Origin of the sequence: Vibrio sp. A1-1, from assembly GCF_021728175.1 — a bacterium.
In the GTDB taxonomy this organism is placed as follows: domain Bacteria; phylum Pseudomonadota; class Gammaproteobacteria; order Enterobacterales; family Vibrionaceae; genus Vibrio; species Vibrio diabolicus.
In genome coordinates, this window is the sequence record NZ_JAKKCL010000004.1 from 122362 (window position 1) to 149205 (window position 26844).

The 26844-nt window shown below is 43.4% G+C and carries 30 protein-coding genes and 2 riboswitches; of the genes, 5 read left to right on the forward strand and 25 right to left on the reverse strand.

The features are described 5' to 3' along the window. The first annotated feature begins 679 nt into the window (after positions 1-679). Together L3V30_RS08955 and L3V30_RS08960 are read left to right on the forward strand one after the other, a co-directional pair. The gene (locus L3V30_RS08955) at positions 680-1849 is read left to right on the forward strand and encodes a D-alanyl-D-alanine carboxypeptidase family protein (protein ID WP_104970520.1); all 1170 of its coding nucleotides are present in this window, start codon (positions 680-682) and stop codon (positions 1847-1849) included. 214 nt (positions 1850-2063) lie between these two features. Continuing rightward, positions 2064-2471 carry an SPOR domain-containing protein gene (locus tag L3V30_RS08960; RefSeq protein WP_006741205.1) on the forward strand — a complete coding sequence of 136 codons (408 nt, stop codon included), beginning with the start codon at positions 2064-2066 and terminating at the stop codon, positions 2469-2471. A 50-nt stretch (positions 2472-2521) separates the two neighbouring features. On the opposite strand, the gene L3V30_RS08965 is transcribed toward L3V30_RS08960, so the two are convergent. The 5 genes from L3V30_RS08965 to L3V30_RS08985 all read right to left on the reverse strand — a co-directional run bounded on the left by L3V30_RS08965 (position 2522) and on the right by L3V30_RS08985 (position 5427). Continuing rightward, entirely contained in the window at positions 2522-2995 is a 474-nt protein-coding gene (locus L3V30_RS08965) for a peroxiredoxin (RefSeq protein ID WP_167427310.1), read from the reverse strand. Between the two features lie 129 nt (positions 2996-3124). Further along, a complete protein-coding gene (locus L3V30_RS08970) occupies positions 3125-4138 on the reverse strand; it encodes an adenosine deaminase (RefSeq protein ID WP_237308756.1) in 1014 nt (337 codons plus the stop codon). Between the two features lie 89 nt (positions 4139-4227). Further along, a riboswitch (purine riboswitch) is annotated at positions 4228-4327 on the reverse strand. A gap of 249 nt (positions 4328-4576) precedes the next feature. Next, positions 4577-4717: a hypothetical protein gene (locus L3V30_RS08975; RefSeq protein ID WP_005396335.1), complete on the reverse strand. Its 141-nt coding sequence runs from the start codon at positions 4715-4717 to the stop codon at positions 4577-4579. A 50-nt stretch (positions 4718-4767) separates the two neighbouring features. Next, positions 4768-4977, reverse strand: coding sequence for a hypothetical protein (locus tag L3V30_RS08980; protein ID WP_053807947.1), 210 nt, complete (start codon positions 4975-4977; stop codon positions 4768-4770). Between the two features lie 240 nt (positions 4978-5217). Continuing rightward, positions 5218-5427, reverse strand: coding sequence for a cold-shock protein (locus L3V30_RS08985; RefSeq protein WP_005396336.1), 210 nt, complete (start codon positions 5425-5427; stop codon positions 5218-5220). A 391-nt stretch (positions 5428-5818) separates the two neighbouring features. Here L3V30_RS08985 and L3V30_RS08990 point away from each other — a divergent pair, with 391 nt between their 5' ends. Next, complete coding sequence (locus tag L3V30_RS08990) at positions 5819-6667, forward strand: pirin family protein (protein ID WP_237308757.1); 849 nt, start codon at positions 5819-5821, stop codon at positions 6665-6667. A gap of 143 nt (positions 6668-6810) precedes the next feature. Here the strand turns inward: L3V30_RS08990 and L3V30_RS08995 are convergent, their stop codons facing one another. The 10 genes from L3V30_RS08995 to L3V30_RS09040 form a co-directional block, all read right to left on the reverse strand. Then, positions 6811-7659 (reverse strand): patatin family protein, encoded by an 849-nt coding sequence (locus tag L3V30_RS08995; RefSeq protein ID WP_237308758.1) that lies wholly within the window; start codon positions 7657-7659, stop codon positions 6811-6813. A 388-nt stretch (positions 7660-8047) separates the two neighbouring features. Beyond that, positions 8048-8386 (reverse strand): hypothetical protein, encoded by a 339-nt coding sequence (locus L3V30_RS09000; protein ID WP_237308759.1) that lies wholly within the window; start codon positions 8384-8386, stop codon positions 8048-8050. Between the two features lie 632 nt (positions 8387-9018). Further along, the gene (locus L3V30_RS09005) at positions 9019-9450 is read right to left on the reverse strand and encodes a YccF domain-containing protein (protein WP_005373685.1); all 432 of its coding nucleotides are present in this window, start codon (positions 9448-9450) and stop codon (positions 9019-9021) included. Between the two features lie 217 nt (positions 9451-9667). Beyond that, positions 9668-10600, reverse strand: a complete 933-nt coding sequence (locus L3V30_RS09010) for a Gfo/Idh/MocA family oxidoreductase (RefSeq protein ID WP_237308760.1) — start codon at positions 10598-10600, stop codon at positions 9668-9670. Positions 10601-10723: 123 nt separating this feature from the next. After that, positions 10724-12379, reverse strand: a complete 1656-nt coding sequence (locus tag L3V30_RS09015) for a phosphoethanolamine--lipid A transferase (protein ID WP_237308761.1) — start codon at positions 12377-12379, stop codon at positions 10724-10726. A 22-nt stretch (positions 12380-12401) separates the two neighbouring features. Then, positions 12402-12758 (reverse strand): diacylglycerol kinase, encoded by a 357-nt coding sequence (locus L3V30_RS09020; protein ID WP_012842368.1) that lies wholly within the window; start codon positions 12756-12758, stop codon positions 12402-12404. A 143-nt stretch (positions 12759-12901) separates the two neighbouring features. Next, complete coding sequence (locus L3V30_RS09025) at positions 12902-13294, reverse strand: glycine zipper family protein (RefSeq protein WP_005396344.1); 393 nt, start codon at positions 13292-13294, stop codon at positions 12902-12904. 117 nt (positions 13295-13411) lie between these two features. Next, on the reverse strand, positions 13412-14707 hold the full coding sequence (locus L3V30_RS09030) for an ATP-binding protein (RefSeq protein WP_237308762.1): 1296 nt from the start codon (positions 14705-14707) through the stop codon (positions 13412-13414). Next, a complete protein-coding gene (locus tag L3V30_RS09035) occupies positions 14707-15420 on the reverse strand; it encodes a response regulator (RefSeq protein WP_005396348.1) in 714 nt (237 codons plus the stop codon). Before L3V30_RS09035 ends, L3V30_RS09030 begins: the two co-directional genes overlap by 1 nt. Before the next feature lie 214 nt (positions 15421-15634). Next, on the reverse strand, positions 15635-15931 hold the full coding sequence (locus L3V30_RS09040; RefSeq protein ID WP_005396349.1) for an isoamylase early set domain-containing protein: 297 nt from the start codon (positions 15929-15931) through the stop codon (positions 15635-15637). A 284-nt stretch (positions 15932-16215) separates the two neighbouring features. Between L3V30_RS09040 and L3V30_RS09045 the strand changes: the two genes are divergently transcribed. Together L3V30_RS09045 and L3V30_RS09050 are read left to right on the forward strand one after the other, a co-directional pair. Further along, positions 16216-16596, forward strand: a complete 381-nt coding sequence (locus L3V30_RS09045) for a hypothetical protein (RefSeq protein ID WP_074190469.1) — start codon at positions 16216-16218, stop codon at positions 16594-16596. An 82-nt stretch (positions 16597-16678) separates the two neighbouring features. After that, entirely contained in the window at positions 16679-17278 is a 600-nt protein-coding gene (locus L3V30_RS09050; RefSeq protein ID WP_237308763.1) for a thiol:disulfide interchange protein DsbA/DsbL, read from the forward strand. Between the two features lie 70 nt (positions 17279-17348). Here the strand turns inward: L3V30_RS09050 and L3V30_RS09055 are convergent, their stop codons facing one another. The 10 genes from L3V30_RS09055 to codB form a co-directional block, all read right to left on the reverse strand. Continuing rightward, positions 17349-17594 carry a hypothetical protein gene (locus L3V30_RS09055; RefSeq protein ID WP_005373664.1) on the reverse strand — a complete coding sequence of 82 codons (246 nt, stop codon included), beginning with the start codon at positions 17592-17594 and terminating at the stop codon, positions 17349-17351. Between the two features lie 152 nt (positions 17595-17746). Next, positions 17747-18190: a DUF3429 domain-containing protein gene (locus L3V30_RS09060; protein WP_005396352.1), complete on the reverse strand. Its 444-nt coding sequence runs from the start codon at positions 18188-18190 to the stop codon at positions 17747-17749. A gap of 10 nt (positions 18191-18200) precedes the next feature. Next, on the reverse strand, positions 18201-18746 hold the full coding sequence (locus L3V30_RS09065; protein ID WP_237308764.1) for a glutathione peroxidase: 546 nt from the start codon (positions 18744-18746) through the stop codon (positions 18201-18203). A 104-nt stretch (positions 18747-18850) separates the two neighbouring features. After that, the gene (gene ribB / locus L3V30_RS09070) at positions 18851-19507 is read right to left on the reverse strand and encodes a 3,4-dihydroxy-2-butanone-4-phosphate synthase (protein WP_006741191.1); all 657 of its coding nucleotides are present in this window, start codon (positions 19505-19507) and stop codon (positions 18851-18853) included. A gap of 113 nt (positions 19508-19620) precedes the next feature. Beyond that, a riboswitch (FMN riboswitch) is annotated at positions 19621-19761 on the reverse strand. Between the two features lie 104 nt (positions 19762-19865). Next, positions 19866-20483, reverse strand: coding sequence for a cob(I)alamin adenolsyltransferase/cobinamide ATP-dependent adenolsyltransferase (locus L3V30_RS09075; RefSeq protein WP_006741190.1), 618 nt, complete (start codon positions 20481-20483; stop codon positions 19866-19868). Between the two features lie 117 nt (positions 20484-20600). Further along, positions 20601-22454, reverse strand: a complete 1854-nt coding sequence (locus L3V30_RS09080) for an MFS transporter (protein ID WP_237308765.1) — start codon at positions 22452-22454, stop codon at positions 20601-20603. Between the two features lie 146 nt (positions 22455-22600). Further along, complete coding sequence (locus L3V30_RS09085; protein WP_006741188.1) at positions 22601-23359, reverse strand: helix-turn-helix transcriptional regulator; 759 nt, start codon at positions 23357-23359, stop codon at positions 22601-22603. Further along, entirely contained in the window at positions 23360-23998 is a 639-nt protein-coding gene (locus tag L3V30_RS09090) for an HD domain-containing protein (protein WP_134645483.1), read from the reverse strand. Positions 23999-24259: 261 nt separating this feature from the next. Further along, entirely contained in the window at positions 24260-25537 is a 1278-nt protein-coding gene (locus L3V30_RS09095; RefSeq protein WP_150916957.1) for a cytosine deaminase, read from the reverse strand. A gap of 9 nt (positions 25538-25546) precedes the next feature. Further along, entirely contained in the window at positions 25547-26785 is a 1239-nt protein-coding gene (codB, locus tag L3V30_RS09100; protein WP_053807934.1) for a cytosine permease, read from the reverse strand. Between the last annotated feature and the right edge of the window lie 59 nt (positions 26786-26844).

The following is a 26844-nucleotide window of genomic DNA, read 5'->3' on the forward strand; positions in this document are numbered from 1 at the left end:
GTAACCGAAATTTAAAGTCTTTAGTGATAAAAAAGCAGAGAGTGAACTTAAATAACAGTGGCTTATCTTTTCGTGCTAAAGCCGGATGCCTTATCCCTCATTGTTACACTCAGTTTACTGATGACAATACAAACTCAAAGGCATCGAAAAAAGCCTCCCTTAGTTTTAAGAAAGGGAAATTATACTTTTCTCCTGTCTAGTAATAGATAATATTTAGGTTATATATAAATTAAACTTTTATTTTTATCTGAAATTCTGACAATAAATTATTATTTTGTTATGACCGAGATGAAGCATTGGTTGGTAAATTATTAGTTCGGATTATTAATTGAATTGTAGATTTTCTTAGTTGCCCCTAGTTAGATAGTGATAAAATTTTTAGCTATCTTTTCCCGTACAAGCTTAGTTTTAGATCTGGCTTGTACGGTTTTTTCTCTGAACACTAATTACATAGCATAACGGCATGATTTCTCGCCTCTTGTCTCATCTTTCTAGACGAAAGCTCTACCTGCCTCTCATTATTCTCGACAAACATTGAGTAAAAGTAACTAATCGTAACAAGGTGGCTGTAACTGAGCGCCGTTTCAATATACTCGCTCTTTACCTAGGTAACCCTGCGCTTTGAATTCATTCGGGTACCGTTTGTAAGCCTTAAATGCTACTAAGATAAGATGTCATGATGAGAAAAAGTACTATATTAAACACAGTGTTAATTACAGGGTTCGCTGCTGTATCTTCGTTGGCTTATGCAGCACCAACCGTTGTGCCAAATGCACCGGAACTCAGTTCTCGTGGCTATGTTTTGATGGACTTTCACACTGGGAAAGTGCTGGTTGAACGTGATGCACATAAACGGCTAAATCCTGCGAGCTTAACGAAGTTAATGACGGCTTATGTGGCTGGTCAAGAAATTAACGCAGGTAATATTACTTTGGATGATGAGGTCGTCATTAGCCGAAATGCTTGGGCAAAAAACTTCCCAGATTCCTCAAAGATGTTTATTGAAGTCAATACTTCCGTTTCTTTATCTGACTTATACCGTGGCCTGGTTGTTCAATCAGGTAATGATGCTAGTGTGGCCATTGCTGAACATGTCGCAGGTAGTGAGTCAGGGTTTGTAAGCTTGATGAATAGTTGGGCTGCTAAGCTTGAATTAAATAACACAGCTTTCACCAACCCTCATGGTCTAGACAGTGACGGTTTATATTCAACACCTTATGACATTGCCAAGTTGGGTCAAGCTATTATTCGTGACTTACCTGACATCTACCCACTGTATAGCGAAACCTCGTTTACCTACAACGGCATTACGCAATATAACCGCAATGGCTTGCTTCGTGATCGCAGTATGAATGTCGATGGCATGAAAACTGGTTATACAAGCGGTGCTGGTTATAGTCTAGCGACTTCAGCGACTCAAGGTGACATGCGTTTAATTGCTGTTGTGATGGGAGCAAAAAGTGAGAATATCCGTGAATCCGAAAGCAAACAACTGCTAAGTTATGGCTTCCGCTTTTACGATACGGTAATGCCAACCGAGGCAGGAACGGAAGTTGCGAACGCTCGAGTTTGGATGGGCGAACAAGATGAGCTTAAAGTAGGCGTGGCCAATGACGTTTATCTCACTTTACCAAAAGGGGATGTGAAAAAGCTACAAGCTGAAGTTGAATATAATGGCGATTTGGTAGCGCCAATTTCTCAACAACAAGTGGTTGGTAAAGTGCTTTACAAAGTCGAAGGTAAAGTTGTGAATGAAGCCGAACTTGTTGCGTTGGAATCGGTGGAAGAAGGCAGCTTATTCAAGCGAGTTTTAGACTGGTTTAAGCAATTGGTCGCGAGTTGGCTCTAAAAAACAGCTAACTTCTGCCATTATCACTCTATCTTGTTATTGTTCTATTAAATCAATTTACTAAGGCGGCCAACGTGGTCGCCTTACTTTTTTGGAATACTCGTTGTGCTAAAACATCGAACCTTCTTGTAAGGGGCTATTTTCGCCTAATTAGAAGCGTTTTTGTGTTTTTGAGTGCGAGAAAAAAGAAACTAGAACAAAAATGGAGTGACACGTGCACAAGATTTTATCTTTGACATTGATTTTATCGCTCATGGGCTGCGCTATGCCTTACCAGCAGCAGGTCGATAGTGGCCAATGTGTTGGAGTAATGACCTCTCAGGATGCGTATGGTTATTTAAACCCAAACCATTACACGATGCAGGTACTCGCGCTAAAGCAAGAAAAAGATGTGAAAGATTACATTCGTTATATCGATCCTAAGCATCCGGTTTGGGTTAACTGGAAAAACAGCCGAGGCACGCGTTGGTATACGGTAACTGTTGGCGATTTTAAAACGAAACAGGATGCCTACAATGCGCTTTCTTCACTGCCGAGCCGCGTAAAGCAATCATCCCCATTTGTGCTGACTTTTGCGGAAATGCAGCGTAAGCAACAAACGAGTGTTGTGAGAATGCGTTAGCCAACAAAAAACGGAAGCGATGGCTTCCGTTTTTGTATCTAAGGGTAAGCTTAAAGCGCCGCTAAAATCGTTTCTGCTTTGCTTGCTTCAAACTCTTTTGGTTCTTCAACGTTAAGTTTGGTCACAATGCCGTTTTCAATGATCATGGCGTAGCGTTGTGAGCGAATACCACCAAAGCCGCCGGTATCCATTTCAAGACCCAATGCTTTAGTAAAGCTTGCGTCGCCATCACCCAACATCAGGATTTCTGAAGCGTTTTGAGCTTCGCCCCAAGCTTGCATCACAAATGCATCGTTTACAGAAACACACGCAATTAAATCAACACCTTTTGCCTTCAACTCGTCGGCTAATACCACATAGCCTGGTAGGTGAGCTTCCGAGCACGTTGGGGTGAATGCGCCAGGTACAGCGAAGAGTACGACTTTCTTGTTTGCAAACAGCTCAGTAACGTCGTGGTTAACCATACCATTGGCAGTCAATTCGCTTAGAGTCGCAACTGGTAGAGCTTGGCCTTGTTGAATCATGATTTTATTCCTTTTTGTGTGCTAGTTTAGCTTTCTCAGTCTAGCGCTTATAAATGCGGTTAACCACAGAGCTTTTGTAAGGTTTTAACACCTAAGTGTTTGACCTAAGATGTAGCACTGATGGCTTTATTACAACGCTTCATGCTGACTTACGTATTGACTAACGAGATGGCGATACTTCGCTTTCAACTCATTATCGATGAAGCTAGCATCAATCGCATTCATTGTGAATTGAGCTAGTTCATTCTTACTCATTGGGTGTGCGTTGTTGACGGCTAAAAAGTTATCTGTCATGTAACCACCAAAGTATACCGGATCGTCCGAATTAATCGTCACAGCGACACCTTTGCGCAGTAGCTCGACAATATTGTGATCTTTCATATCGTCAAATACACACAATTTAAGGTTCGATAATGGACATACCGTTAGTGGCATTTTGCTTTCAATTAACGACTCGACTAATGCTTCATTCTCAACACAGCGAACACCATGATCCACGCGGCTGACGTGAAGCATTTCAATTGCATCGGTAATGTTTTGTGCCGGGCCTTCTTCACCTGCATGAGCAACAGTCAGTAAGCCTGCTTCTACCGCTTGTTTAAATACTCGTTTGAACTTAGCTGGTGGATGGCCTTGTTCTGAAGAATCTAGGCCAACACCAATGATCTTATCACGGTATTTCAGAACGGCTTGCAGAGTCTCCATGGCGCTTTCTTCTGAAAGGTGACGGAGGAAACACGCAATGATTTGTGAAGTAATGCCGAGCTTCTCGTGCCCATCTTGTAGTGCGCGGGCGATCCCGTGGATAACGGTGTCAAAGTCAATACCGCGCTCTGTATGCGTTTGCGGGTCAAAAAAGATTTCGGTATGAATAACGTTATCCGCTTTACAGTGCAGTAAGTATTCCCAAGTGAGATCGTAAAAGTCTTGCTCTTTACGCAAAACATCCGCCCCTTGGTAATAAAGGTCAAGGAATGACTGTAAGTCTTCGAACTGATACGCGCTGCGCAGTTCACTCGGAGAAGAGTAAGGGATCTCGATGCCGTTTCGTTTCGCTAATTTGAATAAGAGTTCTGGTTCAAGTGAACCTTCGATATGTAAGTGCAGCTCTACTTTTGGAAGACCTTGAATAAATGCGTTCATATTCCACCTTATGTGTATTGTGGATGCAGTTACTCTAAGAATAGGTATAGATAGGAATAAATCGAACGCTATCACAAAGAGTAAGACCCACGATGATCTCAACTCTTCGTAATCAGCACTTTGCGGGAACTGGTAGAGACCCCCAAACCATATCATTGGGGTTATACGAAGCAAACGAGGCGATTATACGCAAAATTCTCAATTTGGCTATACGCAAATAACCTAGTTGTCAGTAGTCGAAGGATTTTTCTAAGAAAAGTAACTGGCAACCGTATAAGTCACTTGGGTATAGAGGAGCAAATTGGTTTTTGAGCGTGAACGAGGCTTATCGTGTTGTTATAAGCGAGGAAAAGAGTGAGGCTTCGTTTGAGCAAAGGTAGGTGGCGGTACCTTGCACAACTATGGAGCAGAGAGAGAATTGAGAGAGTCAAGGATAGCTTATAGATCAAATAACTTGTCAAATTCTCTTTGTTCCATAATGTCTTCTATACGGCGTCGCGTTTTTTGTTTTACCGCCGCCGCGTTTTGCTCAGACTCTTTTTTGTCTTTTTCTGCTTGCTTCTTACTTTTTCTAGCCATTGGATACCTTCCAAATTAGTTGCATCATTCATTAATGCATGAAAACTGAATTAGTTAACAGTAAAACTTCCTAACTTTGAACCTGAATCACAGAGAATAGTTCCAGATTGCGTTTTCTCACAATATTCAAAATCGATCATGTAGCTATGAGAATGAAGCTTAGGTAATACGTGCCTTCGTAAAATATCACCATTTAATTGATGTATTTTAGCGTTCCAAGAGGTGTGAGGTTGTTCTAGATTAAATTCAATTTCTAACATTTATTCTCCTGTTTCTTAGTGATTTTGTCTTTGTTAAGTAATTGATACCAATGCCTTTGACGGCCTGTTCTTTTTGAGGACATGATTTTTCCTATAAATAATAAATTAAGCAGTACTATCCTATTTATTTTAGGTAGCACAAAGCAATGCCTGATATTAGGCTGAGTGATTAAAGTGAGAATATTTTTGAAGGAGAGAGATTTGGTGCAGCATGGGCATGCTACACCAAGAAAAGCAGTCTTATAGAGGAGTTACTTCAGTCGCTTGAGGACCTTTTTTACCTTGCTCTACGTTGAAGCTTACTTTCTGACCTTCAGTCAGTGTTTTGAAACCGTCAGAAACGATAGCGTTGAAGTGTACGAATACATCTTGACCACCGTTGTCTTGAGATAGGAAGCCAAAGCCTTTAGTTTCGTTAAACCATTTTACTGAGCCGTTTACTTTAGACATAAAAATACCTTTGAATTAAACATTAAAATTTGAATTTGTTTTGTGGATCTTTTCTAAGCTATTGAATGTTCAATCAAGAGGAAGTTGTACGCAGGTGTCTGAATTGGGGGATTCAAGATTTTACTGAGAGGAAACTTAAACTAAATGTTGCATTAACAGCTCTCTTCTAAGAGCCAAGGCCTACTATACACCTTGTTTAGGAAATAGCTACACTTATTTTTAAATATATGTCGACAGCTTGGATAAGTGGGCTGTTCGAAAAATTTGAATAAGTAGCTCAAATAGCAAGGCTCATGATTATTTTTCTTCAATCTAAAATAGAACCATATCGATAGCCATGGCTGAACATGCGGTTTGCAAGCGGCCACAAAGGTAAACGAGGAGAAATAGTATGAGCACATTCAGAGAAATTCGTCAGCTTATTCAATCACAACCCACTGCTGATGGTGACGGAGTGAAAATTCGTCGAGTAGCAGGGTTTAATCATGCGAGTTTTTCTCCATTTTTGATGATGGATGAACTTAAGTCTGACGACCGTGCTGATTATGTTGGTGGCTTTCCTCCTCATCCGCATCGCGGCATCGAGACGCTTACTTATATGTTGAAAGGTCATTTCCAGCATCGTGACCACATGGATAATGTTGGTGAGCTTCGTTCTGGTGGCGCTCAATGGATGGCGGCAGGAAGAGGCGTCATTCATAGTGAGATGCCTATTATGCAGGAAGGTGAATTGCATGGTTTCCAAATTTGGATAAACCAGCCTGCGAAAAATAAGATGGCACCGGCTCAATATCATGACTTTCAACCTGAAACGATAACGGAATTCGAAACTCAAAGCTCGGGCGTTGTGCGCTTGATTGCTGGTCATCTGACTATAAACAACGAACGTATTCAGGGGCCTCTAACAGAAACAGGTGTTGCTGCCACGGTGGCCGATTGGAGAGCGATGGTTGGTCACGCTTTGAATTTGACCACGGAGCAAGACCACAACATGATGCTCTACGTTTATAAAGGTCGTATTCAGTTAAAAGATCGTGAGATCAATCAAGGCGAAATGGCGATTCTATCGAAAGGTGAATGGGTTGAATTACAAGCCGAAAAGGAGAGTGGTGCTCTGATTTTTATTGGCGAACCAATCAATGAACCAGTGGTTCACTATGGCCCTTTTGTAATGAATAGCATGGAAGAAATAGAACAAGCAATCCAAGATTACAATTCAGGATTGTTTGAAACCTACTAGCATCAACATCCTAACTCCCTTTTCTGTGAGTAGCGCAGTTATCAACAGTTTTGAGCCTGACCATTGGGCTCGACCAGAAGCAAATACGATAATCCACTGCCATCGAATTTGCGTTAGCCACGTCTAATCCACGTGGCTTTTTTCTACTTCTGATTCCATCGCATGATGGCTTCTTTTCCTGCTTCAATACCTAACTCATAAGCTTGACGCAATGGTGCTGGCGAGCGACTCAATCGTTTTAATTTAAATGATTCAGGAGGACAAACTTGGATGATTTCGACTCCCGATGGTGGATTGTCGATCAGTGCTAACGTTTGATTGTAGCGAACTTCACGCGTCAACATCGGCTCAATTAATCCTGGCGTTTCTTTCAACATCCGTTTGGTTAGTGCGCTGAACTTTCCTTTCGGCTTTTGATAGCTAGAGGGTTGACTGCGTAAAACCATAATCTTTTTGGCGCCTCGCTTTATTGCTTCTGCGACAGGAAGTGCATCAGAAACCCCACCATCAACGTATCGGGTACCGTTCAGTAAGACACCATTTCGGTAAAGTACGGGAAGTGCGCTGCTGGCTTTCATTGTTTCTGCGAGCTCGTCGACATTAGGAGTATGGTACTCGGCTTGGCCATTGTCTTGACGTGTTACGCCTAAAAAGAAAGGTCTCGAATCCGCTTTTAGTGCGGATTTGTCGATGCCAAGCTCTTCGAGAGTGACGTCCCACATCCAATCTAAGTTCATCATATCGCCGCCACGTAGAATCTGAGATGGTGAGATGAATTCTTTCCTTAAACTGTAATCGAGATAGATTTTTAAGTTGCGCCCGGGCATTTTAGCTAAATACGCCGCCAAGTTACTTGCGCCCGCCGATACGCCCCAAAAGCTATCAAATGGAGAGAACTCGTTAGCGAGAAAATGATCGAGTATGCCGCAAGAAAATACACCTCGCATGGCACCACCTTCGACAATCAACGCACGCTCTCCTACTTGTTCCATCACTGTGTTCCATTCTTTACCTATTGGATGAATAGAATGCAGCTTAACGCATAACGGTTTTATACCCAAGTGGTCCTAAGTGCTAGGGCATCTCCTTAAGTAAAAGAAAAGGGCATCGATGGATGCCCTTTTCATATTAAGCCTAGGGAGTTACAGGTTATTGAGCAGCTCATTTAGTGAAAGCGCACTGAATAAATATGTCACTCCCACACAGAAAGCGGCGCCTGTAATTCCGATACTGATCGTTGTTGTAATTAAAAGAAGTGTCATCTTAGACATACAAGATCAAACTCCTTTTTTTATATTTAAGTGGGGCGTTGTGCGTCTGGTTATCGCTTGGAATCATGATGCAAGCGCCCTAAGTTTATTGTTCTAATAAAAGTGATGATCACTTGTCAAAAAAGCAGATAAATAGCACCCAAACTGTCGTTAATGCGAGCAGCGGAGTGAATACTTTCTGTATAGAGGCGCCATCGGTTAGGTTGTAGATTTTGATGGATTCGTTATAGAACGCCCGCTTGAACGCCTTAAAAGAAATATCATTTTTCACATGAGATTGTTCATAGTGTAGGTGTGCTGCGTCTGATAGTTGGTATTCTAAGTCTTGGAGTTCGTACTCTTTGTTAAGAAATGCCTCCCAAGCCGAAAGACGGGCTATCGTGTTTGGGGATTGATTACCCTTTAACTTCTCTAGACGTTTGGCATAAGCAGCTTGATATTTATCCACGGTGTATTCCTGTCTGAATAGACGTTGAGTTAGAACATTTGTAAAAAGAAAAACGAGCAAAAAAGGGGCTTTACGTTCTATGTCTGTGATAAATGCTAAGGAGCTCAATGGTCTATTTCTCTGATGTCGCGAATAATATTGATTGAACTTAAATGCGACAAACAAAATAATTTACTCAAGATAACAACGAATATTTGTTGCCTTTAAAGAAAAGCGATAGTGATGCGAAGTGGTGGCTTTGATCGGGAAGAAACCCGCTTTCGTAACGGCTTGCGTTTACTGAGAAAAAGTAAACGCTGGAACTATCGCTGGATTGGTGTGAGTTATTTATCGTCAAAAATCATTAATATCAACTATGCTTATAGTTCGACTTTTCGTAAATGAACTCAATTTAGATGAGCGGAAATAATACTGATTTTTGAGCGTGGGTGAGCTTGGAGGGTTAAGCTAATCCATTGATTAATAAAAAAGTAAAGTAGTACAGAGCTAGGGTGAACTTCAACTTAAAGGTGACGGTATGGATATACAATCAACCATTATTGAATATGCGATAGCGATAATAGGCTTACTTTTGACGGGAGTTGCCCTCTGAGCACGATTGCCCAGAGGATAGAAAGTATATTGGCTGTTTGTTAGCGGTTGATATTGTACCGAGCCATTGCAGCTTCTTCTGACGACACAACCGTTTTACCAATTGGTGCGAGTGAAATAACCGCAAGCTTCAGGTGTTGGAGTGCAAACGGAATACCAATGATGGTTACAAAACACGCTGCGGCGGAAAGTACGTGACCGATTGCTAACCAAAGACCTGCAAAGACAAACCAAAGGACGTTGCCGATAACGCCTAGAGGGCTCGTACCAATGTCCATTTCATTGGTCAATTCATCGCGTGAAATGGCTTCTTTTCCGAATGGGAAAAAGGAAAAATTACCCATAACGATACACGCACGCCCCCAAGGTATTCCGATGATGCTAATAAAGGCTAAGATACCGAAAAACCACCATAGCAACCCCATAAATACGCCACCAAATACAAACCAAATGATGTTACCGAGTGTTCTCATTCTATTTCCTTTACTCTTGAATATGACGATGCAGGTTCCTGAGGGTATAGTAATGTAAAACTAGAACCACTCCGTTAATAAACGTGATCCGTTCCCTCATTCACTTGCTTGATAGAATAGCCGCATAAGTATTAACAGAGAATGAATGACTCCCTGAAGCTACGTTTGTTTTAGTATAGAGCGTAATACTCGATTAAGCATATAGCCAAGAATTAAGCTACCTAGAGTTAACTTTCTCGATATATTGACAAATTTGCTCTGCTAACTGATGGCTAGCAATGTTGCGTTTCACTACTTCACTAGCGATTTTTCCAGATTCAACGACGTTAAACCAGTCGAGCAACATCGCATGGAAACCTTTGCTCGTCAGCATTGGCGTCCAATCTTTCAAATTGATTTTTTGCTCTTGGTTCGCTTGCCATCGTTTCCCTTCAACGAAAGAGTCGAATTCCACTGCTTTGTTAGCATAACAAGCTTGAACGCGCTCCATAGTCACACCGAAGTGACGATTCATCGAAGCGTGGAGTATAGTATCTCCGTGTTGCCACTGAATATCTAAACGCGCCAATTGGTCACCTTCAAGCTGATGCGTTATGTAAGCCTCTTTTAAATCGGTCTTGGCTGTCACGTTAATACTGTCTAATGGATGAATAAAATCATCAAATATAAAGGTACGAATATCGCCTGGTAGTTGGTGACGGTTCTTTTCCCAGCGTAGCGATTTTAGGTCAGAAATGTTGCCTTGCTGTACCTCTGGCATGTGTTGGTTGTAAAGCGGAATATGACGTCGGTTGAAGCCCACATAAAGTGGTTGTTTTTCTTTTTCGGCAATATCGTACAGTTTTTCCACGTCATCAGCATTGTCCGCTAATGGTTTGTCGACAAAGGTTGGGATTCCATGCCGCAAAAAGAATGCTGCGATTTGAGGATGTACGCTTGTTGCCGCATGAATCATGACTGCATCTACGCCAAAGTGCAGAAGCTGCTGGTAGTCTTGACAGGTCTCTGAGATTCGATATTGCTTAGCCAGATTCTCAAGTGCATTTGCGTTGCGGGTACAAAATACAAGTTCGATATTTGGAAGCTGAGTGATAACGGGAAGGTATGCTTTCTGAGCAATATCTCCTAAACCAATAATACCAATTTTCATCCTAGTCCTTATTTCGATGTATGGATGGCAGGTTGTAGTATAACGCTTGGCAAGTTGGTGAGTTTAAATGCCTTGTTAGAAAAGAGCCTGACTCACATTTTGAGTCAGGCTTTGTTGGTCCACTTAGGAAGTCGTGCGGCAGTCTTTGAATATATCTAACTTGCCGTCGTAGGCTTGGGTTTGTACATCCATAATGCCTAATAAAGAGTGGAACACGTTATCATGTGAGTACTGGCCTGCCTTTTGCGCTTCATTCGACAAACAGTCGGTGTTGATTTGTTTCACTTGCTTAAAGCCGGAAGATAGCCACATGAGCAAAGGAACACGTTTTTGGAAGTCTGGTGCAAGGCCGTAAGGCATGCCATGTAAGAACAATCCGTTTTCGCCTAATGATTCACCATGATCCGATACGTAGATGAGAGCGGTATTATATTGAGACTCTAATGCTTTGAGTTTGTTGATGGTTTCTGCCAACACAAGATCAGTGTAGCGTATCGTATTGTCGTACGTATTCACGATTTGTTCGACGCTACAGTTTTCTATATCTGCACGTGGGCAGTCTGGTTTGAAAAACGCTTTGTCTCTAGGATAACGCTGGAAGTAGGTAGGACCATGGCTTCCTATAAGGTGCATGGCGACAACGCGATTGCCGTGCATATCCGCAACTTCTTGATCAAAGTGATCTAACAGCGCCATATCGTAACAGGTTTGACCGTTACACAGAGGACTTGCTTGCTTTCGGTTCACTTCAATTTTCTTGATCTTGTGGGCGACTTCTTTGTCTCCGCCATCATTTTCTTTCCAGATGAGGTCAACTCCAGCGCGCTGCATGATGTCGAGAGCATTATCTTGGTTATCTGCCTTGGTCCGTTCAAACTCGCTTCGCGTGAGCTGAGAAAACATGCAAGGCACAGATACTGCAGTTGCAGTGCCACAAGACGCAACCTCTTGAAATGAAATCACATCCAGCTTACTGGTGTAAGGGGTTGTCTCTCGCTTATAGCCATTGAGTTGGTAGTTCTGTGTTCGAGCGGTTTCTCCGACAACAAACACCAGTAGTGTCGGCTTGTTCTGTGCTTGCTTTACTGCGCTATCTGACTGCTTTGCATCGATTCCAATCTCGCGATACGGCTCTGGCGTGGTGAAGTATTTCTCCTTTACATACCCAGTCGCGCTGTAAACGAATTGAGTGGGAATAATGATTTTTTTCAGATAGCTGTTATTGCGACCGACAGATGCATAGTCTTGGTAGTAAACACTGGCAATAACAGCAATTACTGCAAGAGATGACAACATCGACACCAACTTCGTGAGAGAAAAATACAGCAATTGGTGGCGCTGAGATTGCAACTTGACCTTATAGACAATCATCGCAGGGACGCCCCCCATAAGTAGCGTCCAGATTACAGAATAAGTACTCAGGTAAGAGGTTGCCTCGCTCGAATCGGTTTCAGCAATATTAGCAATCATTCCAGAATCGAAAAGTGTGCCATAGTTGTAACTTGCGTAGCTAACCATACTCGAAATTATGAGCAAAGTAATAAAGAATGGTTTTCCAACCCAAGGCCAACTAAATAAGTTAAAAAGGAAATTGAGCGCGGCAAGAAAGAAAATGGGTATCGTAATAATAAAACCAATTTTGACATTATCTAGGCTTGAAAAAATACCATTCAGCTCTTTGTAAATAGGAATGTTTACAACCAGCGCGAAATAGAATGCCAACAAGAAAGTAAAGGTAACGTACGAGATACCTTTCTGTTGCAAATTATGTGTCTTCATAAGTAAATGTCTTGAATCAAAATTAGAGCAAGAACGAAGCCCAAACAAAAAGGGCAAGAGTGAGCGCAACAAATACTGCAGCCGAGCCGATATCTTTGGCTCTACCACTGAGCTCGTGCCAGTCATCGCTAACACGGTCGACAACCGCTTCTACGGCGGAATTAATAAGTTCGACGATCAGGACCAATAACAGGCTACTGATCATCAGTACTCTTTCAAATGTGGTGACTGGAAGGAAAAAAGCACAGACGGAAAGCACTAAGGCTAGAATCAATTCTTGTCTGAAGGCGGCTTCGTATTTCCATGCGGCTTTCAATCCCTGAAATGAATAGCCGGTCGCATCCATGACACGGCGTAGACCTGTTTTTCCTGGCTTCAAAATATGACCTTACTACAGCTTAATAATTTAGATTGTGCATCTATCCAAACGATGAAATGAGACTAATCGTTCTTGCGTGAAACATTTGTGAATGGCATTCATCACACAACGATATAGGGTTTGAATAAGAAAAAAGAGTTGAATTAATCAAGGTCGTAGACGGTATAGCCTTTATTCTGAAGGCATTTTCGCAGTACAAGAGATTGTGTTTTGGTGGAGTCATTGCTTCCACTCAACGCTCCGGCCCCTGCTCCTACAGCACCGCCTGCAGCGGCACCCACAGCAGCCCCACCTATCCCGCTTTCTAGCGCTCCAGCTGCTGCCCCAATTAGTGCACCTGTAACTGCGCCATTAGCGGCTTCAGATTTTGCAGCTTCCGTTTTGTCTACGTTGTCCGCATACCCTTGGCAATAAAGAAAATCTTGTTCATATTTAGCAGGATCAACATTGGTCATGTCGACAACAGGCTTTTGATTATAAGTACAAGCGCTAAGAGTAGAGGCAAGCGTCATAACCAGAATAAAAGGTTTGTACATGAGTATTATCCATTTGTTCTGTGAATTTATGGATTAAATGTACACTGTTTTATTGTTGGGCTCTGTCGCTGGAGTGTATTGAAGTGTCGTCTTCTGTAAAGGAGGAAAGACGTTAACTTAACTGTCTGATTTTGGAAGACGAAGTGTGAAGCAAGCACCACCAAGTGGGCTATGAGAAATCGAAACCTCGCCATGTTGAAGTTCCATTATCTGCCTGACGATCGCCAAACCAAGCCCAAATCCACTCGTGTTTTTGTTTCGGGACTCATCGGCGCTATAAAATGCTTCAAAAAGGTGAGGCCAATGCTGCTCTTCTATACCGATACCATCATCATGTACATGGATTAAGCAGCTTTGCTGATCACTTTTTATCTCAACCATAATTTGAGTATTTGCATATCGCATTGCATTGCGTAGCAGATTATCCAAGGCACGTTTTAGCAGTTTTGGATCGGCGAATGCGCGCGCGTTTTCAGAGTTTGTTTCATTGAGTGAGATTGATAATTTGGTCTCTTTTTGCCATCTCTGTTTTAACTCATTAACTAACTTGGCGAGCGCTACGTTTTCTGTTTGCAACGCCGTATCTGGGCGTTCCATTTTGGCGTAATAAAGCAACTCTTCAACCATGTCTTCCATCTCGTCAATGTCCTCGACGATACTACGTACATGCTTTTTCTGTTGTTCGGTTAATGTAGAGTCCGATAACAAGTCAGCTTGCCACTGTAAACGAAAAATAGGAGTGCGTAATTCATGCGCAACTGCATTGGTCAGCATTTTATTGCTAGTGATCAGGCGAGAAACTTTGTCAGCCATCGTATTAAAGCTTTTGTTCAGTGTCCCAACGGATTTGGCGCTTGAGGTGCTTGCTCGTGCTTTGAAGTTGCCTGAAGCAAACTCTACTGTGACTCTTTCTAACTCACGAATTCGACGACTCAAAAACCAGATCAGCAGTATGCAATACAGAGCAAATCCGGCTAAAAAGAATAACCATACAATGTTGTCATCAAAGTTAATCGCCTGAATAACTGAGCTATCCGGATCATCGATCATTTTGAAAATAGGGGTGTCCGCATCTAGGCGGAACCATATATCCCTTTCTTCGTCGTAAGTAACGTTAACAGAGGTGTCACTTTCAAATGCTTTTCTGATGTCTTCTGGAAGTTCTTCGAGCGTGTGAGGAATCAACAAGCGATGGCTGGACGTGGCAAATTGCTCAAGCTGTTGTTGAGTGTATTCTAGTCCGTGCTCTTCGTAGATAGGATAGATAAGATCGTGGAAAGCTTGACCTTCTTGCTCTTGTAGCAGGTAATCGTAATCTGTGTTGATCTCATAGACTAAGAATTCGTAACCCCACAAACTCACCATAAATAGAATGATAAGACCGACAAAGCTTTCCAGATAAATCCGTCTCATTATTCATTCCATGCATCAGGCATAAATAGGTAGCCTTTGCCGCGAACCGTGATGATTTTTTGTGGAGAGCAAGAGGCATCGCCTAATTTTTTTCTCAATGTCACAATACGGTTGTCAATGGTGCGATCTGTACCGTCGTACTCAATACCACGTAGTGTTTTCGTTAACCACTCACGTGAGAGTGTTTTTTCTGCGTGTGTTGCGAGAACCCATAATAAATCGAACTCACCGTCAGTCAGCGCAATTTCTTCCTGGTTCATGACGCATGATTTACGTAATCGGTTTAAACACAGCACTCCAATTTGTAGACCGTTTTCGGACTCGGTAGAGGCTGCCTCTTTTCTTCTCAATAGCATGCGAATGCGCGCCAGTAGCACGCGAGGTTTGATTGGCTTGGTAACAAAGTCATCGGCGCCAATTTCTAATGCGGCGACGTGATCGAAGTCGTCATCACTCGCTGTCAGCATCAACACTTTGCCTTTGTAGCATTCACGGATTTGACGACATACGCTCAGGCCGTCTTGTCCAGGTAGCATCAAATCTAACAAAACCACGTCTGGCTGTGTGTCAATAATCGCTTCGGGTGCGTCTGTCCCGTTGTCGATACATTTGACCTGGAAACCTTGTTCAACAAAATACTCTCCCAGCATAGCTTGTAATTTGGGATCGTCTTCCACAATGATTAAAGATGGTTTGACTTGTTGTGCGTTCATTTGAGTGATGTATACAATATTTAATATCACTGGAACTTAAACAAATTTACGAATTATTTCAAATAAAGCTTTCTCAGAATAAGGTTATCGGATGAGTTGATTCGATAAATACCCCAAGTAATGATTCAAACTTAATCATTAATCACATTATGAAGAGTCTAAAAAAGGCGCAACTGCTGCGCCTTAATATGGAATATTAGAGTGAACTTACGTTTTATTCGGTGGTACACACGACGCTGTTGTCGCTGCCAAAAGCATTGGGAACATAAGCGTCGGCTTGAGGGTCGTTTTCCCACTTTGCATCATTGAGCAAGTAGCGGAACTGAACATTCTGCTCTTTAGGTAAGCGCGTTTTAAATTTAAATTGACGGCTTTTCTTCACTAATTTCATCGGTTCTGGCTGCCAGTTGTTAAAATCCCCAGCAATATGGATGGAGTCCCACTGGTCTTTATCTAGCTCGAACGTGACTTCAACTTCATCTTTTGTCTTAAAGAATCTCTTTTTAAGCATTGATCTTTCCTTGTTCGTACAAAAACTGTTCTAACTATTACTCGTGTTTCATAACGATTTCAAGTTTTATCGAATTGTCGCTGGTATCAGGTGAAGAACTATCTAAATGATGAATAGCTTAATCGCTATGAGTTCTTGTGAGAGGGGAGCGGTATTGAGAAGCCTCAAGGATATGGAACCGTTAACGTACCAAGTTTTTAGGCGAGGCGGAACTCAGAGTCCGTATCTTGAAGTCAAATCGTTATCATGTATTATCTTAAATCACCATTTTTGTTGATGTAGCTATGTTGAAGTTTAACCGTACATTGTTGACCGCGATAGTTTGTTTAGCCGCTATGCTTTTGAGCAGTGTCGCTCCTATGGCAAAGGCTTCAGCCCCGGTGAAAACAATTGAAGTACGCGATATTATTGTTCAACAGGCTGCTCTGCACAAACAACTTGGCGTCAATGACGACTGCGTAGAATTACATCACGATGAGTCAGCCATCAATAAGGCACAACAATCTCACACGAGTTGTAGCTCTTCCTGCATGGTCAAAATTCCCGCCAACTTATCTCAAAACGACTTACTGCTTCTTCCTTATAGCCTTGCATTGATTGATAGGCCTCTAGTCGAAAAAGTAGTGACAGTGATCACCAAGCTTTATCGCCCTCCGATTGTTTAATTTCCCATCTCAAATTACTTGGGGTTCCCCCTTTTTACCAAATGAAATGATTTGGCATTTGAATGCCACGAGGAAATAAACAATGAAAAAACTACTTGCCTTATGTAGTGCACTTTTACTGACTTTTACCGCTCACGCAGCGCAATTTGAAGAAGGGAAGCACTACAAAGTTCTGGATGTTAAGAAAGCATCGAAACCTGTTGTGACGGAATTCTTTTCTTTTTATTGCCCACATTGTTACAAGTTTGAGTCGCTTATTGAGCGTTTAAAACCTGCTCTGCCAAAAGAGGCAAAGTTTGAAAAGGTACATGTGGGGTTCATGGGCGGAGATATGGCGATTCCGATGGCCAAGTCCTACGCGACGATGGTGTCGCTCGGGGTTGAAGATACAATGATTCCTGCCATGTTTGCCCAAATTCATCAAAAGCGACAAGCGCCAAAAGACGAAGCTGAGCTGAAACAGCTCTTAGTTGATAATGGCGTAGAAGGTAAGAAGTTTGATGCGGCGTACAACAGTTTCGCCGTAAACTCAATGCAGAAAGGTTTTGATAAGCAATTCTCTGCCAGCACGTTAAGAGGGGTTCCGGGTGTGGTTGTGAACAATAAATACATTGTTTTGGCCAGCGAAATTCGTACTTACGACGAGTACAATCAATTAGTTAATTACTTATTGACGCTGTAACTATAAATAGCATTGATGCTTAAAAATGGCGACGGTAGAGTCGCCATTTTTTATGCTTATCACACTCGTATTATCTAAGAACGCTTGTACATGCTTGAGTCGGAACACTAGTCATAAATATGGCATGCGGATAAAACAAGCTAGCAGCAGTGATTGCAACATTACATGGCTGAGCAATCGTGGTTTTAATCACATTGGTAAGCACGGCGCCTGTATTATTTACTGTTTGAGCGGCGGCTTGTTGTGCCTGGTAAGACACGCAACCTGTCGTTGCATTGATCATCGCAGTGCTAAACAAAAGTTTGCGAAAAAACATATTCATATCCTTTGTGAATGCTTTGAAATACTTATATGTGGATTGATTCATAAATAAAACAAAACAGTGTTCAAAATATGTGTGCATTCACGAAATGAACATTGTTTTATAAAAAGACGTTTTTTTGTGATCTTAGCACTGGACAGACCAGGTTATGAAACTAAAGCCAATCCGTGCATTACGATTACGCCGAAGGTCAGTTTGCTCCTCATTCCTTGATATCCCTTGGGCTCGGCGTCTTGTTCGACTTTCCTCACGAGTTTTTCTGCATACCAAACAGCAAGATACCCAATTGCTAAGAGTAGGGTAGCGACCGCGTAGTGTTTGTGACCCTGCAATAATGCGCCCCAAGCGAGTAAGACAAAAAGGTTGCTGAGAATTAATATATTTCTGCTAAGGCGGTGGTAGTAATGCTCAATGCCATTCCCCCAGAGTATGCCGGATAAAAAACTTAATATTACGGCACTGTAAGCGATGAAAAATTGCTGGCCACTTAAATTGAAGAGTGAAATGTCAGTGAAAATCAGCCCTAAACTAAACACAAATGGAACCAGGCCTAAGTAACCGAGTTGTAGCATGGTTGAGCGTGTTGTCATGGTCGTCACCTTACAATTGTTGCTCTATCATATTGGTAAGCGTAGTACTTGTCGGTGATGTGGAGCTTGGAAAAGTGGCAATAACTTTGCCTTCAGAGCTAATTAGAAACTTATAGAAGTTCCATTTTGGTTTGATGCCAGCTTGGTTAGTAATCTCGCTGAATACGGGGTTTGCATCTACGCCTAATACTGAGGAGCGAGCCATCATTGGAAAGGTGACCCCGTAATCGAGATAACAGACTTTCGCAGTGTTTGTTTCGCTTCCTCTGTCCTGTCGGAAGTCATTGCTCGGGAAACCAATGACGGTGAAGTTTTGCTCTTTGTAAGTTTGATAGAGGGTTTCTAACTGTTCGAACTGAGGAGTGAAGCCGCACTGGCTTGCTGTATTGACGACTAGTAGTGTCTTTCCCTTAAAGCTTTCGCATAGATCGACTTCTTCTGTTGAGTTTAACAACCTTTGCTTACCTTGAAGAATATCAGGGCACTCAGATGCAAGAGCAAGCGAATTCATGGAGAGAAAGCTAACGAGAGCGGCGAGTTTCAGTAATCCTTTCATGGTGTTGTTCCCCTTGTTTTCAATAAGTATAACTACTCAAGTGCAAAGAGGATCGATCAAAAAAGCCGCACAAATGCGCGGCTTCTTTCAGAGCTGGGATTTAATTATGCCAGTTTTAACTCGAACTGATTGCGGTACATCACCATGTCTTCAATAGTCAGCACTGGCATGTTGTGCAGGCGACCAAACGCAACGATCTCTGGTGCTTTTGCCATCGTGCCATCTGGGTTGGTCACTTCACATAGTACGCCAGCGGGTTGAAGCCCTGCCATTTGCATCAGGTCAATCGTACCTTCTGTGTGACCACGGCGAGTCATTACACCACCTGGACGTGCGCGCAGAGGGAATACGTGGCCCGGGCGAGCAAGATCCTCAGGTTTCGCATGCGGGTTTGCCGCCGTTTTAATGGTCGTCACTCGGTCTGCTGCTGAAACCCCCGTTGTTACACCAACTTTCGCTTCAATAGAAACCGTAAATGCGGTTTGGTTTGCGCTGTTGTTGTTTACTACCATTGGAGGCAGTTCCAGTTTGTCCGCTTGAGCATCTGTTAAGCACAAACAAACGATGCCGCTACATTCGCGGATCATCAACGCCATTTGCTCGTTGGTGAGGTGCTCGACTGAATAAATGATATCGCCTTCGTTTTCGCGATCTTCATCATCAAGAAGAAGTACGCCACGGCCTTCTTTTAGAGCGATAAGTGCGTTTTCAACGCGAGTAATTGGGTCGCCGAATTCGGCAAGTAGTGATGACTGATTCATGGTTAACTCCTAAATTTCACCAGAATCAGGGCGGTATGAGAGATCGTCGTAAAATACGATCAAAAAGAAGTGCACCAGCACTCTTAGCAATCTGACTCGCTATGCTGGTGTATTCTTATTCTCTTTCATCCGGACTATAACCGTCGGCTCTGGCATCTCACCAGATCTGCTGACCTCGACGAATCGAGCGCTCGCGGGCTCACTTGAAAAAGTATACCGCCGGTGGGGAATTTCGCCCCGCCCTGAGAACAATTAAAAATGTGCCACTTCATCCAAATTGTGAGGAAGTGGAGCTAGGATAGTACTGCGAACTGAATAGCTTGGAAAGTCGATTCCATCTGTATGATGGAAAAGTGTGCTATCGACGGAAATAATCTGTGCGAATAAAGTGATCAATCTGCTGGGGCACGAAGGTGTTGTAAATCAGACTCGTATGTGTTTGTTTCACTTCGATATGATCTTGCATACCGTCCAGTCTTGTCTCTTCTACGGTAACCGTACCGTCCGACATGGTGTTGTCATTACGGATCAACAATGGGCGAGCACCAATCGGCATCGTTCCTGCGATACTGCCGAGTTTTTGCGGAAAAGCCCACGCGTCATTATGTCTGTTTAATCCGTGGTGTGGCGAATTGCCTAAAATTGCACCCAATCCGAGATCTTGAATCCTACCTACTATGGACGCGCCTTTAAGAGGCGAACCGATAGCGACAACATGAGAGATCAAGCTGGTGGTTGGCTTTCTGTTGGCGAGATAGCGCTTAATCATCAAGCCTCCCAAGCTGTGCCCCACGAGCACGTTTGTGGTCAGTGGATTAAGCGAATGATCAATAGAATCAAACAGTGAAGACTCATCGATAGCAACAGTGTTATAGCTGAGTACTTGCGTTTCGTATCCGAGTTTTCTCAGCTTTTGGCTAAGAGGCTGCATGACCAGCCCATGCATATAAAGACCATGTAAGATGATGATTTTCATAATACCTCCTAGATTTATGACGTTGTAGATATCCTACTCTAATTAACAAAGAACTACTTGCCCTTTGTGGTGCATATTTACGTTTTGCTGCAAAGTTTGATCGGTATAGCAAGCGTATCAGCCCAGTAAATCCTGTACTTGTTGTTGCAATTGATGACGATTTAAAGAAGCTGGGCTTAACACTTCACCGATAACAACATCCACTTTTGACCAAAAACGAGTCGGTCGTTTTGTGAGAGCATGTCCGCCTTTGTGGCTGAAAAAAGAACCCCAAAGCCCTTTTAACGCCATAGGGATGACAGGAACAGGATTACGCTCAAGGATTTTTTCCACACCAGGGCGAAACTCACCCAGTTCACCGTTAGACGTTAAGCGACCCTCAGGGAAGATACAGACAACTTCACCGTCGTTAAGCGCTTGTTCAATCTGTTCAAATGCTCGTCGATAAGTGTCGGCACACTTACGTGGAGAACAGATCGGGATAACACCGGCATGATGGAAAACATATTTAAGAACAGGCAGCTCGCTGATGGATTTGTCCATCACAAAACGAACCGGGCGAGTAGAGGTTCCCATCAAAATCAACGCATCGACATAGCTAACATGGTTAGCCACGATTAACGCAGCACCTTGTTCAGGAATATGTTGGCGCCCCTTTACTGACACACGATACATACAATGGCTGAGTAAATAACTGATAAAGCGTTGTGTAAATTCCGGTACTTGACGATAGACATAGATTGCCACGAAGAAGTTACCTATTGCCATCATGGCAAACAGTTCCACAATAGAAAGTTCTAGTACGCTGAGTGCAACGATCGAAACCAAAGCAGACACCACCATAAACAACGCATTCATGATGTTGTTAGCAGCAATGGCACGTGCACATTCACCTTTGTTTGAACGCGATTGGATGAACGCATAAAGAGGAACAATAAAGACACCGCCGCTTACACCAACAAGGAACAGGTCAATCATGACGCGCAGATGTTTGGATTCAGCAACGAAGTTTTGCACATCATAAAAGTGCACCGGAAGTGATGGATAACTTGGGACTGCCCATAGCAAGTCGACGCCAAAGACGGTCAGACCAAGGATACCGAATGGCAAAATACCAAGCTCAACGTGGTTGAAAGAGAGCTTTTCACACAACCAAGAGCCTGTAGCGATACCAATGGAAAACAATGCCAACAGTAAAGAAACGACAGTGCTGTCTGCAAACAAATGTTCACGCGCAAAGTTAGGGAATTGAGTCAGGTAAGTCGCACCCATGAACCAAAACCAACTGATGGCTAGAATAGACATCCAAATGCCTCTCTGTTTTTTTGCCACTTTTAACGTGTTTTTTAAACCAGAAATCGGTTCAAACTTCGCTTTGTCAGTCGATTGGCTAGGCATCGTTGGAATGTTCACACTGCTCATAAACCCTAGCAAAGACAAGGCAATAACGACACAAGAAGCAATCAAGGTACCATTAGGAATGGCTAACAGCAGGCCTGCGCTAAGCGTACCTATAAGAATCGAAAGGAACGTGCCCATTTCAACCCAAGCATTTCCTTTAACAAGCTCATTTGGTTTGAGTGCTTGTGGTAGCAAGGCGTATTTTACGGGACCAAAGTAGGCCGATTGAGTGCCTGTCATAAACAGCAGAACCAGCATCAGCATAGCACTTTGGGTCGCAATAGCGGTTGCTGCGCAAGACATGATAGCCAGCTCGATGAGCTTTAGACGTCGTATTAATTTGGCTTTGTCCATGCTGTCAGCGACGGCACCAGCATGCGCAGAGAATAGAAAGAAAGGTAGGATGAATAAGCCTGCCGCCAAATTAACAAATAGATTAACGGATATTGGTAAGTTATCAATTTGGCTGTATGTCACCATCAATAACAGAACGTTTTTGTAGATGTTGTCATTGAGTGCGCCAAGACACTGCGTCACAAAGTAAGGAAAAAAGCGTTTTGAGAAAAACATGCTGGCCCCGATTAAACAAAGTCGAATGAGATGGGAGCACTTTATGCTCAATGAACGATTAAACCAGCTTTCTCTGTCAAGTGACGTTGGGTGTCACCAAAAGTAACGAAATTCGTTACTTTCATCTCCATTTGTTTATTGAGTTACTAATTTCGAGACTTTTGAGTAGGTTTTCTTTCCCATGGTTCAAACAGAGGGAACGTCCAGCGACGCATCGCAATAATCAGAGAGGTGCCGTGCTTTTCGTCCATATCGAGAGAGCTATCACTTTGGCAAGCCTGATAAAACTCATCGATGACCTTTTGCAGTTTCTGTTGCAGCTTCTTGTTGGTTGGTACGCTCATCAATCCTGTTGCCATGGATAACTGTTCATCTTCACCAGAAAAGTAGCTTTGGAAAAAGGCGTCTTGAACTTGCTGTTGGAAGAACCGTTGAATAGGGCCGCCCATCTGCCACTTAAATGTCGGAGATATACGCAAACGAATTTTGTTATTTGGCTGCAAGTCGATGATGTTCAGACGATCCAAATGAGCAAGCTTTTGTACCAGTTCCAACTCATTGAAGGTGTATTGTTGAACGACTTGTTCAAACTGATAGCCATTTACAACACAGATCGCCACGAGTAGCAGGGCTTTATCGTCAACCAGCTGCTTTTCTTGCTCTAACGTTAGCGACTCCAGGCCTTTATTATGCGCAGCCGCGAGCTTAAACAGTTCCGCCATTTCTAAACCAATCAATTGGCAAATGCGTTCTAAGCGTTCAAGGCTAATGTGTTGACCTTCAGCGAGTAAACGTTTGACGCTTCCTTCACTTAAATCAAGGTGTTGTGCAACATCGACATAATGCAGCCCAGCTAACTTTAGTTGGCGTTTAAGCTCTTTAATTAACGTATAGCTTTCTGACATTTATGCTGTCACCTCGTCGTGTAATTGCTCTATATACGCTTGCATAAAGGCTTTGCGTTTTTGCGCTTCGCGTCTCGCTGACTCCGTGTTCATAGTTTCAGCGATTTTGAATAACTTGGTCTGGAAGTGATCCAGAGTGAATTGTTTATCGTCGAGTTCTCGCTGTTGAGCAAAGATGTCTTTGTTATCGTAAAGTTGCGCATCAAACTCAGTGCTCACTTGTATACAGCGAGTAATGCCAATTGCGCCTAAAGCGTCCAGACGGTCGGCATCTTGAACGACTTTTGCCTCCAATGTGTTGGGTCTGATATTCGCGCTAAAGCTGTGTGCTTCTATCGCGTGGGCAATGGCATCATGGTATTGCCGCGGATAATCGATACTTTCTAAAAACGCGACCGCTTTTTTGGCTGCAATGATTGAGCTCTGCTTGCGGTTTGGATGATCTTTCGGATAGGTAAAACAATCATGTAAATAGGCGGCGGGAAGCACAATAGATAAGTCGGCGCCTTCTTCCATAGCCAGTTTTTTTGCGGTGTTTACGACCCGTTGAACATGGCTTATGTCATGCGCCGCATCGACTTGCATCTCTTGCTGCATAAACTCCAAAAATTGCGATTCTATCTGGCTTAATAAGGTCATGAGTTATATCTACAACTAAAGTGAAGGCAGAAGTATGCCGAACGCAGAGAGGAATTTCCAAGTTCGATAGTGTAATTGAGATTTAGCCATCAGAACCTTATGCAACTTAGTGGGCATCGGGTCATCTTAAATAGCATTTTTGTGCGTTCGGTTGGCTACTCAGGTCGTAAGACACAGAACAGCAGTGACGTTTGCCAATAGCAAAAGGGCCTGATGATTTCGTCAGACCCTTTTTCGTTTTAGTCGGTATTTTTACGAACCTTAGCGCTTGAACGTCACTTGCTCTGCTTGTTCAAGATGAATATGAGTCGTCGCAGGCTGTGTTTCTGCAATCACTTTACCGTGACGAACAGAGTAGCGAACCGGCACTTGGCGACGTACGGCGTCAAAACCATTTTCTGCAGGAAGAATCAGTAGGCTACCTGGTTTGCCTTCTTCAATTCCATACTTATCTTGAATGTTCAGTGTACGTGCTGAATTGGTGCTGATCAGATCCAGTGAGTTGTTGATTTGGTCGTAACCCATCACCTGACACACGTGCAGACCCATATGCAGCACTTGCAGCATGTTTGCAGTGCCTAGTGGGTACCAAGGGTCAAATACATCATCGTGTCCAAAGCAGACGTTGATGTTGGCATTCAGCATCTCTTTCACTCGTGTTACGCCGCGACGTTTTGGGTAATCATCAAAACGGCCTTGTAAGTGAATGTTCACCAACGGATTTGCCACGAAGTTGATACCGGACATGCGTAATAAACGGAACAGGCGAGATGCGTATGCACCGTTGTAGGAACCCATCGCTGTGGTGTGACTGGCCGTGACTTTATTCCCCATATCAAACTTGTGCGCTAATGCTGCCAGTGTTTCAACGAAGCGAGATTGTTCGTCATCGATTTCATCACAATGCACGTCGATCAGGCGGTCGTATTTTTGCGCTAACTCGAATACGTAGTGCAGCGATTCAATGCCATATTCGCGTGTGAATTCAAAGTGTGGAATCGCGCCAATCACGTCCGCACCTAATTTGACGGCTTCTTCTAGCAGCTCTTTGCCATTTGGGTAAGAGAGAATACCTTCCTGCGGGAAGGCGACGATTTGGATGTCTACCCATTCTTTCATCTCTTCACGTACTTCTAGCATCGCTTTGAGAGCGATAAGTGTTGGATCAGAAACATCGACGTGAGTACGAACGTGTTGTACGCCGTTTGCTATCTGCCATTTTAAGGTTTGTTTTGCGCGCGCTTTCACGTCTTCAATCGACAGCATTTCTTTGCGCTCAGCCCAACGTTCAATACCCTCAAACAATGTGCCAGAGATGTTCCAGCTTGGCTCGCCAGCGGTTTGCGTTGTATCTAGGTGAATGTGTGGCTCGCAGAAAGGCGCAACCGCCATACCGCCTTCAGCATCTATGGTGTCACCGTTGTGATTAAGCTCCACATCGTTGCTTTCAATGCGCTTGAATTGACCATCTTCAATCAAAATTTGCTGCAGACCTTCTTGTCCTTTTAGCGTTACGTTTTTGATCAGTAGTGTTGTCATGATGGTTCCTTACGCTGGCTGTGTAGCCAGTGCTTTTTTGTTGAGAATAGGATTAAGAATTAGGAAGCTAATAGCGCCGCCAAGTACAGCGTTAATCGGTACTACGCCAGGAAGGAAGTGTCCCGCACCAACGCCAATCGCTACAGCGATAATGCCAGCCCAGTTTACGCTTTGGAACTGGGCGGCTTCAAAGTTTGCGTAGCGCTTACGGTTCGTGAAGAAGTCAGCGATGATCACGCCGCCAATCGGTGGAATTGCCAACGATAAGAAGGTTAGCCAGCCAACAAAGTTATTGTAGAGCCAGAGAGCGCAAAGTGTGCCAACAAGCCCGTTCGCCATCGAGATGTATTTACTTGGTAAGCCAGTGATGTTGGAAAACCCAAGACCCGATGCGTAGAGCGCGTTGTCGTTAGTCGTCCAAATGTTTAATCCAAGTACGATGATGGCGGGAATTAATAAGCCTTGCGCAATCATCACTTCAGAGATGTCTGATTGACCAGTCACGGATGCACCTGCCGCGCCAAAGATAAACATTAACGAGTTACCGATGAAAAATGCCACCATGGTGATCATCACGGCGCTGCGCGGCTTTTTGCCAAAGCGCACGAAATCTGCCGTTAATGTACCAGCACTGACAAAAGAGCCAACAACCATCGCGAGAGCTATTGAAAAATCGAGTGGCTCGGTTGGTTGAACTTGTTGTAGTTCGCTAATACCGCCAACGCTATTTACTGCCTCAATGACAGAGTAACCGCCAAGTAGCGCAATGGCAGGAACGGCGATTGCTGACAGCACCATCAGTGCGGAGATGCCAAAGTAAACGGTCGCGGTCATGAGCAAACCGGAGACGAGGATCAACGTGTTGGTATCGATGCCCGTTGCTTTATGCACCGGAATCGCAAACATCGCGACACCAACTCCAAACCACCCAACTTGAGTTCCGCCAAGAAGAGCGGAAGGAAGCCAAGATCCTTTAGAACCAAAAGAGAAACGAGCAAGAAGGTGAGTAGAGAGACCAGTAGAAGCGCCGATGTAACCGAGGAAAGAAGTGTAAATACCGAGGATTAGGTTACCGATGAGAACAGCGAGGAAAAAATCATTAAAGGAGAGCCCAGTACCGAGAGAACCCCCTGTCCACATACTTGCGGAGAAAAAAGTGAGTCCTAACATCACCATGGTTAGTGATGCCACGCCTTTTCTGGCCGTGTTGGGAACTGGTCCAAGACTGTAGTTATTGTCTCCAGCCATTATTACCTCCGCACATTGAAATATTAAATTATAGCACCTGGTTTTCAGGCAAACGGCGC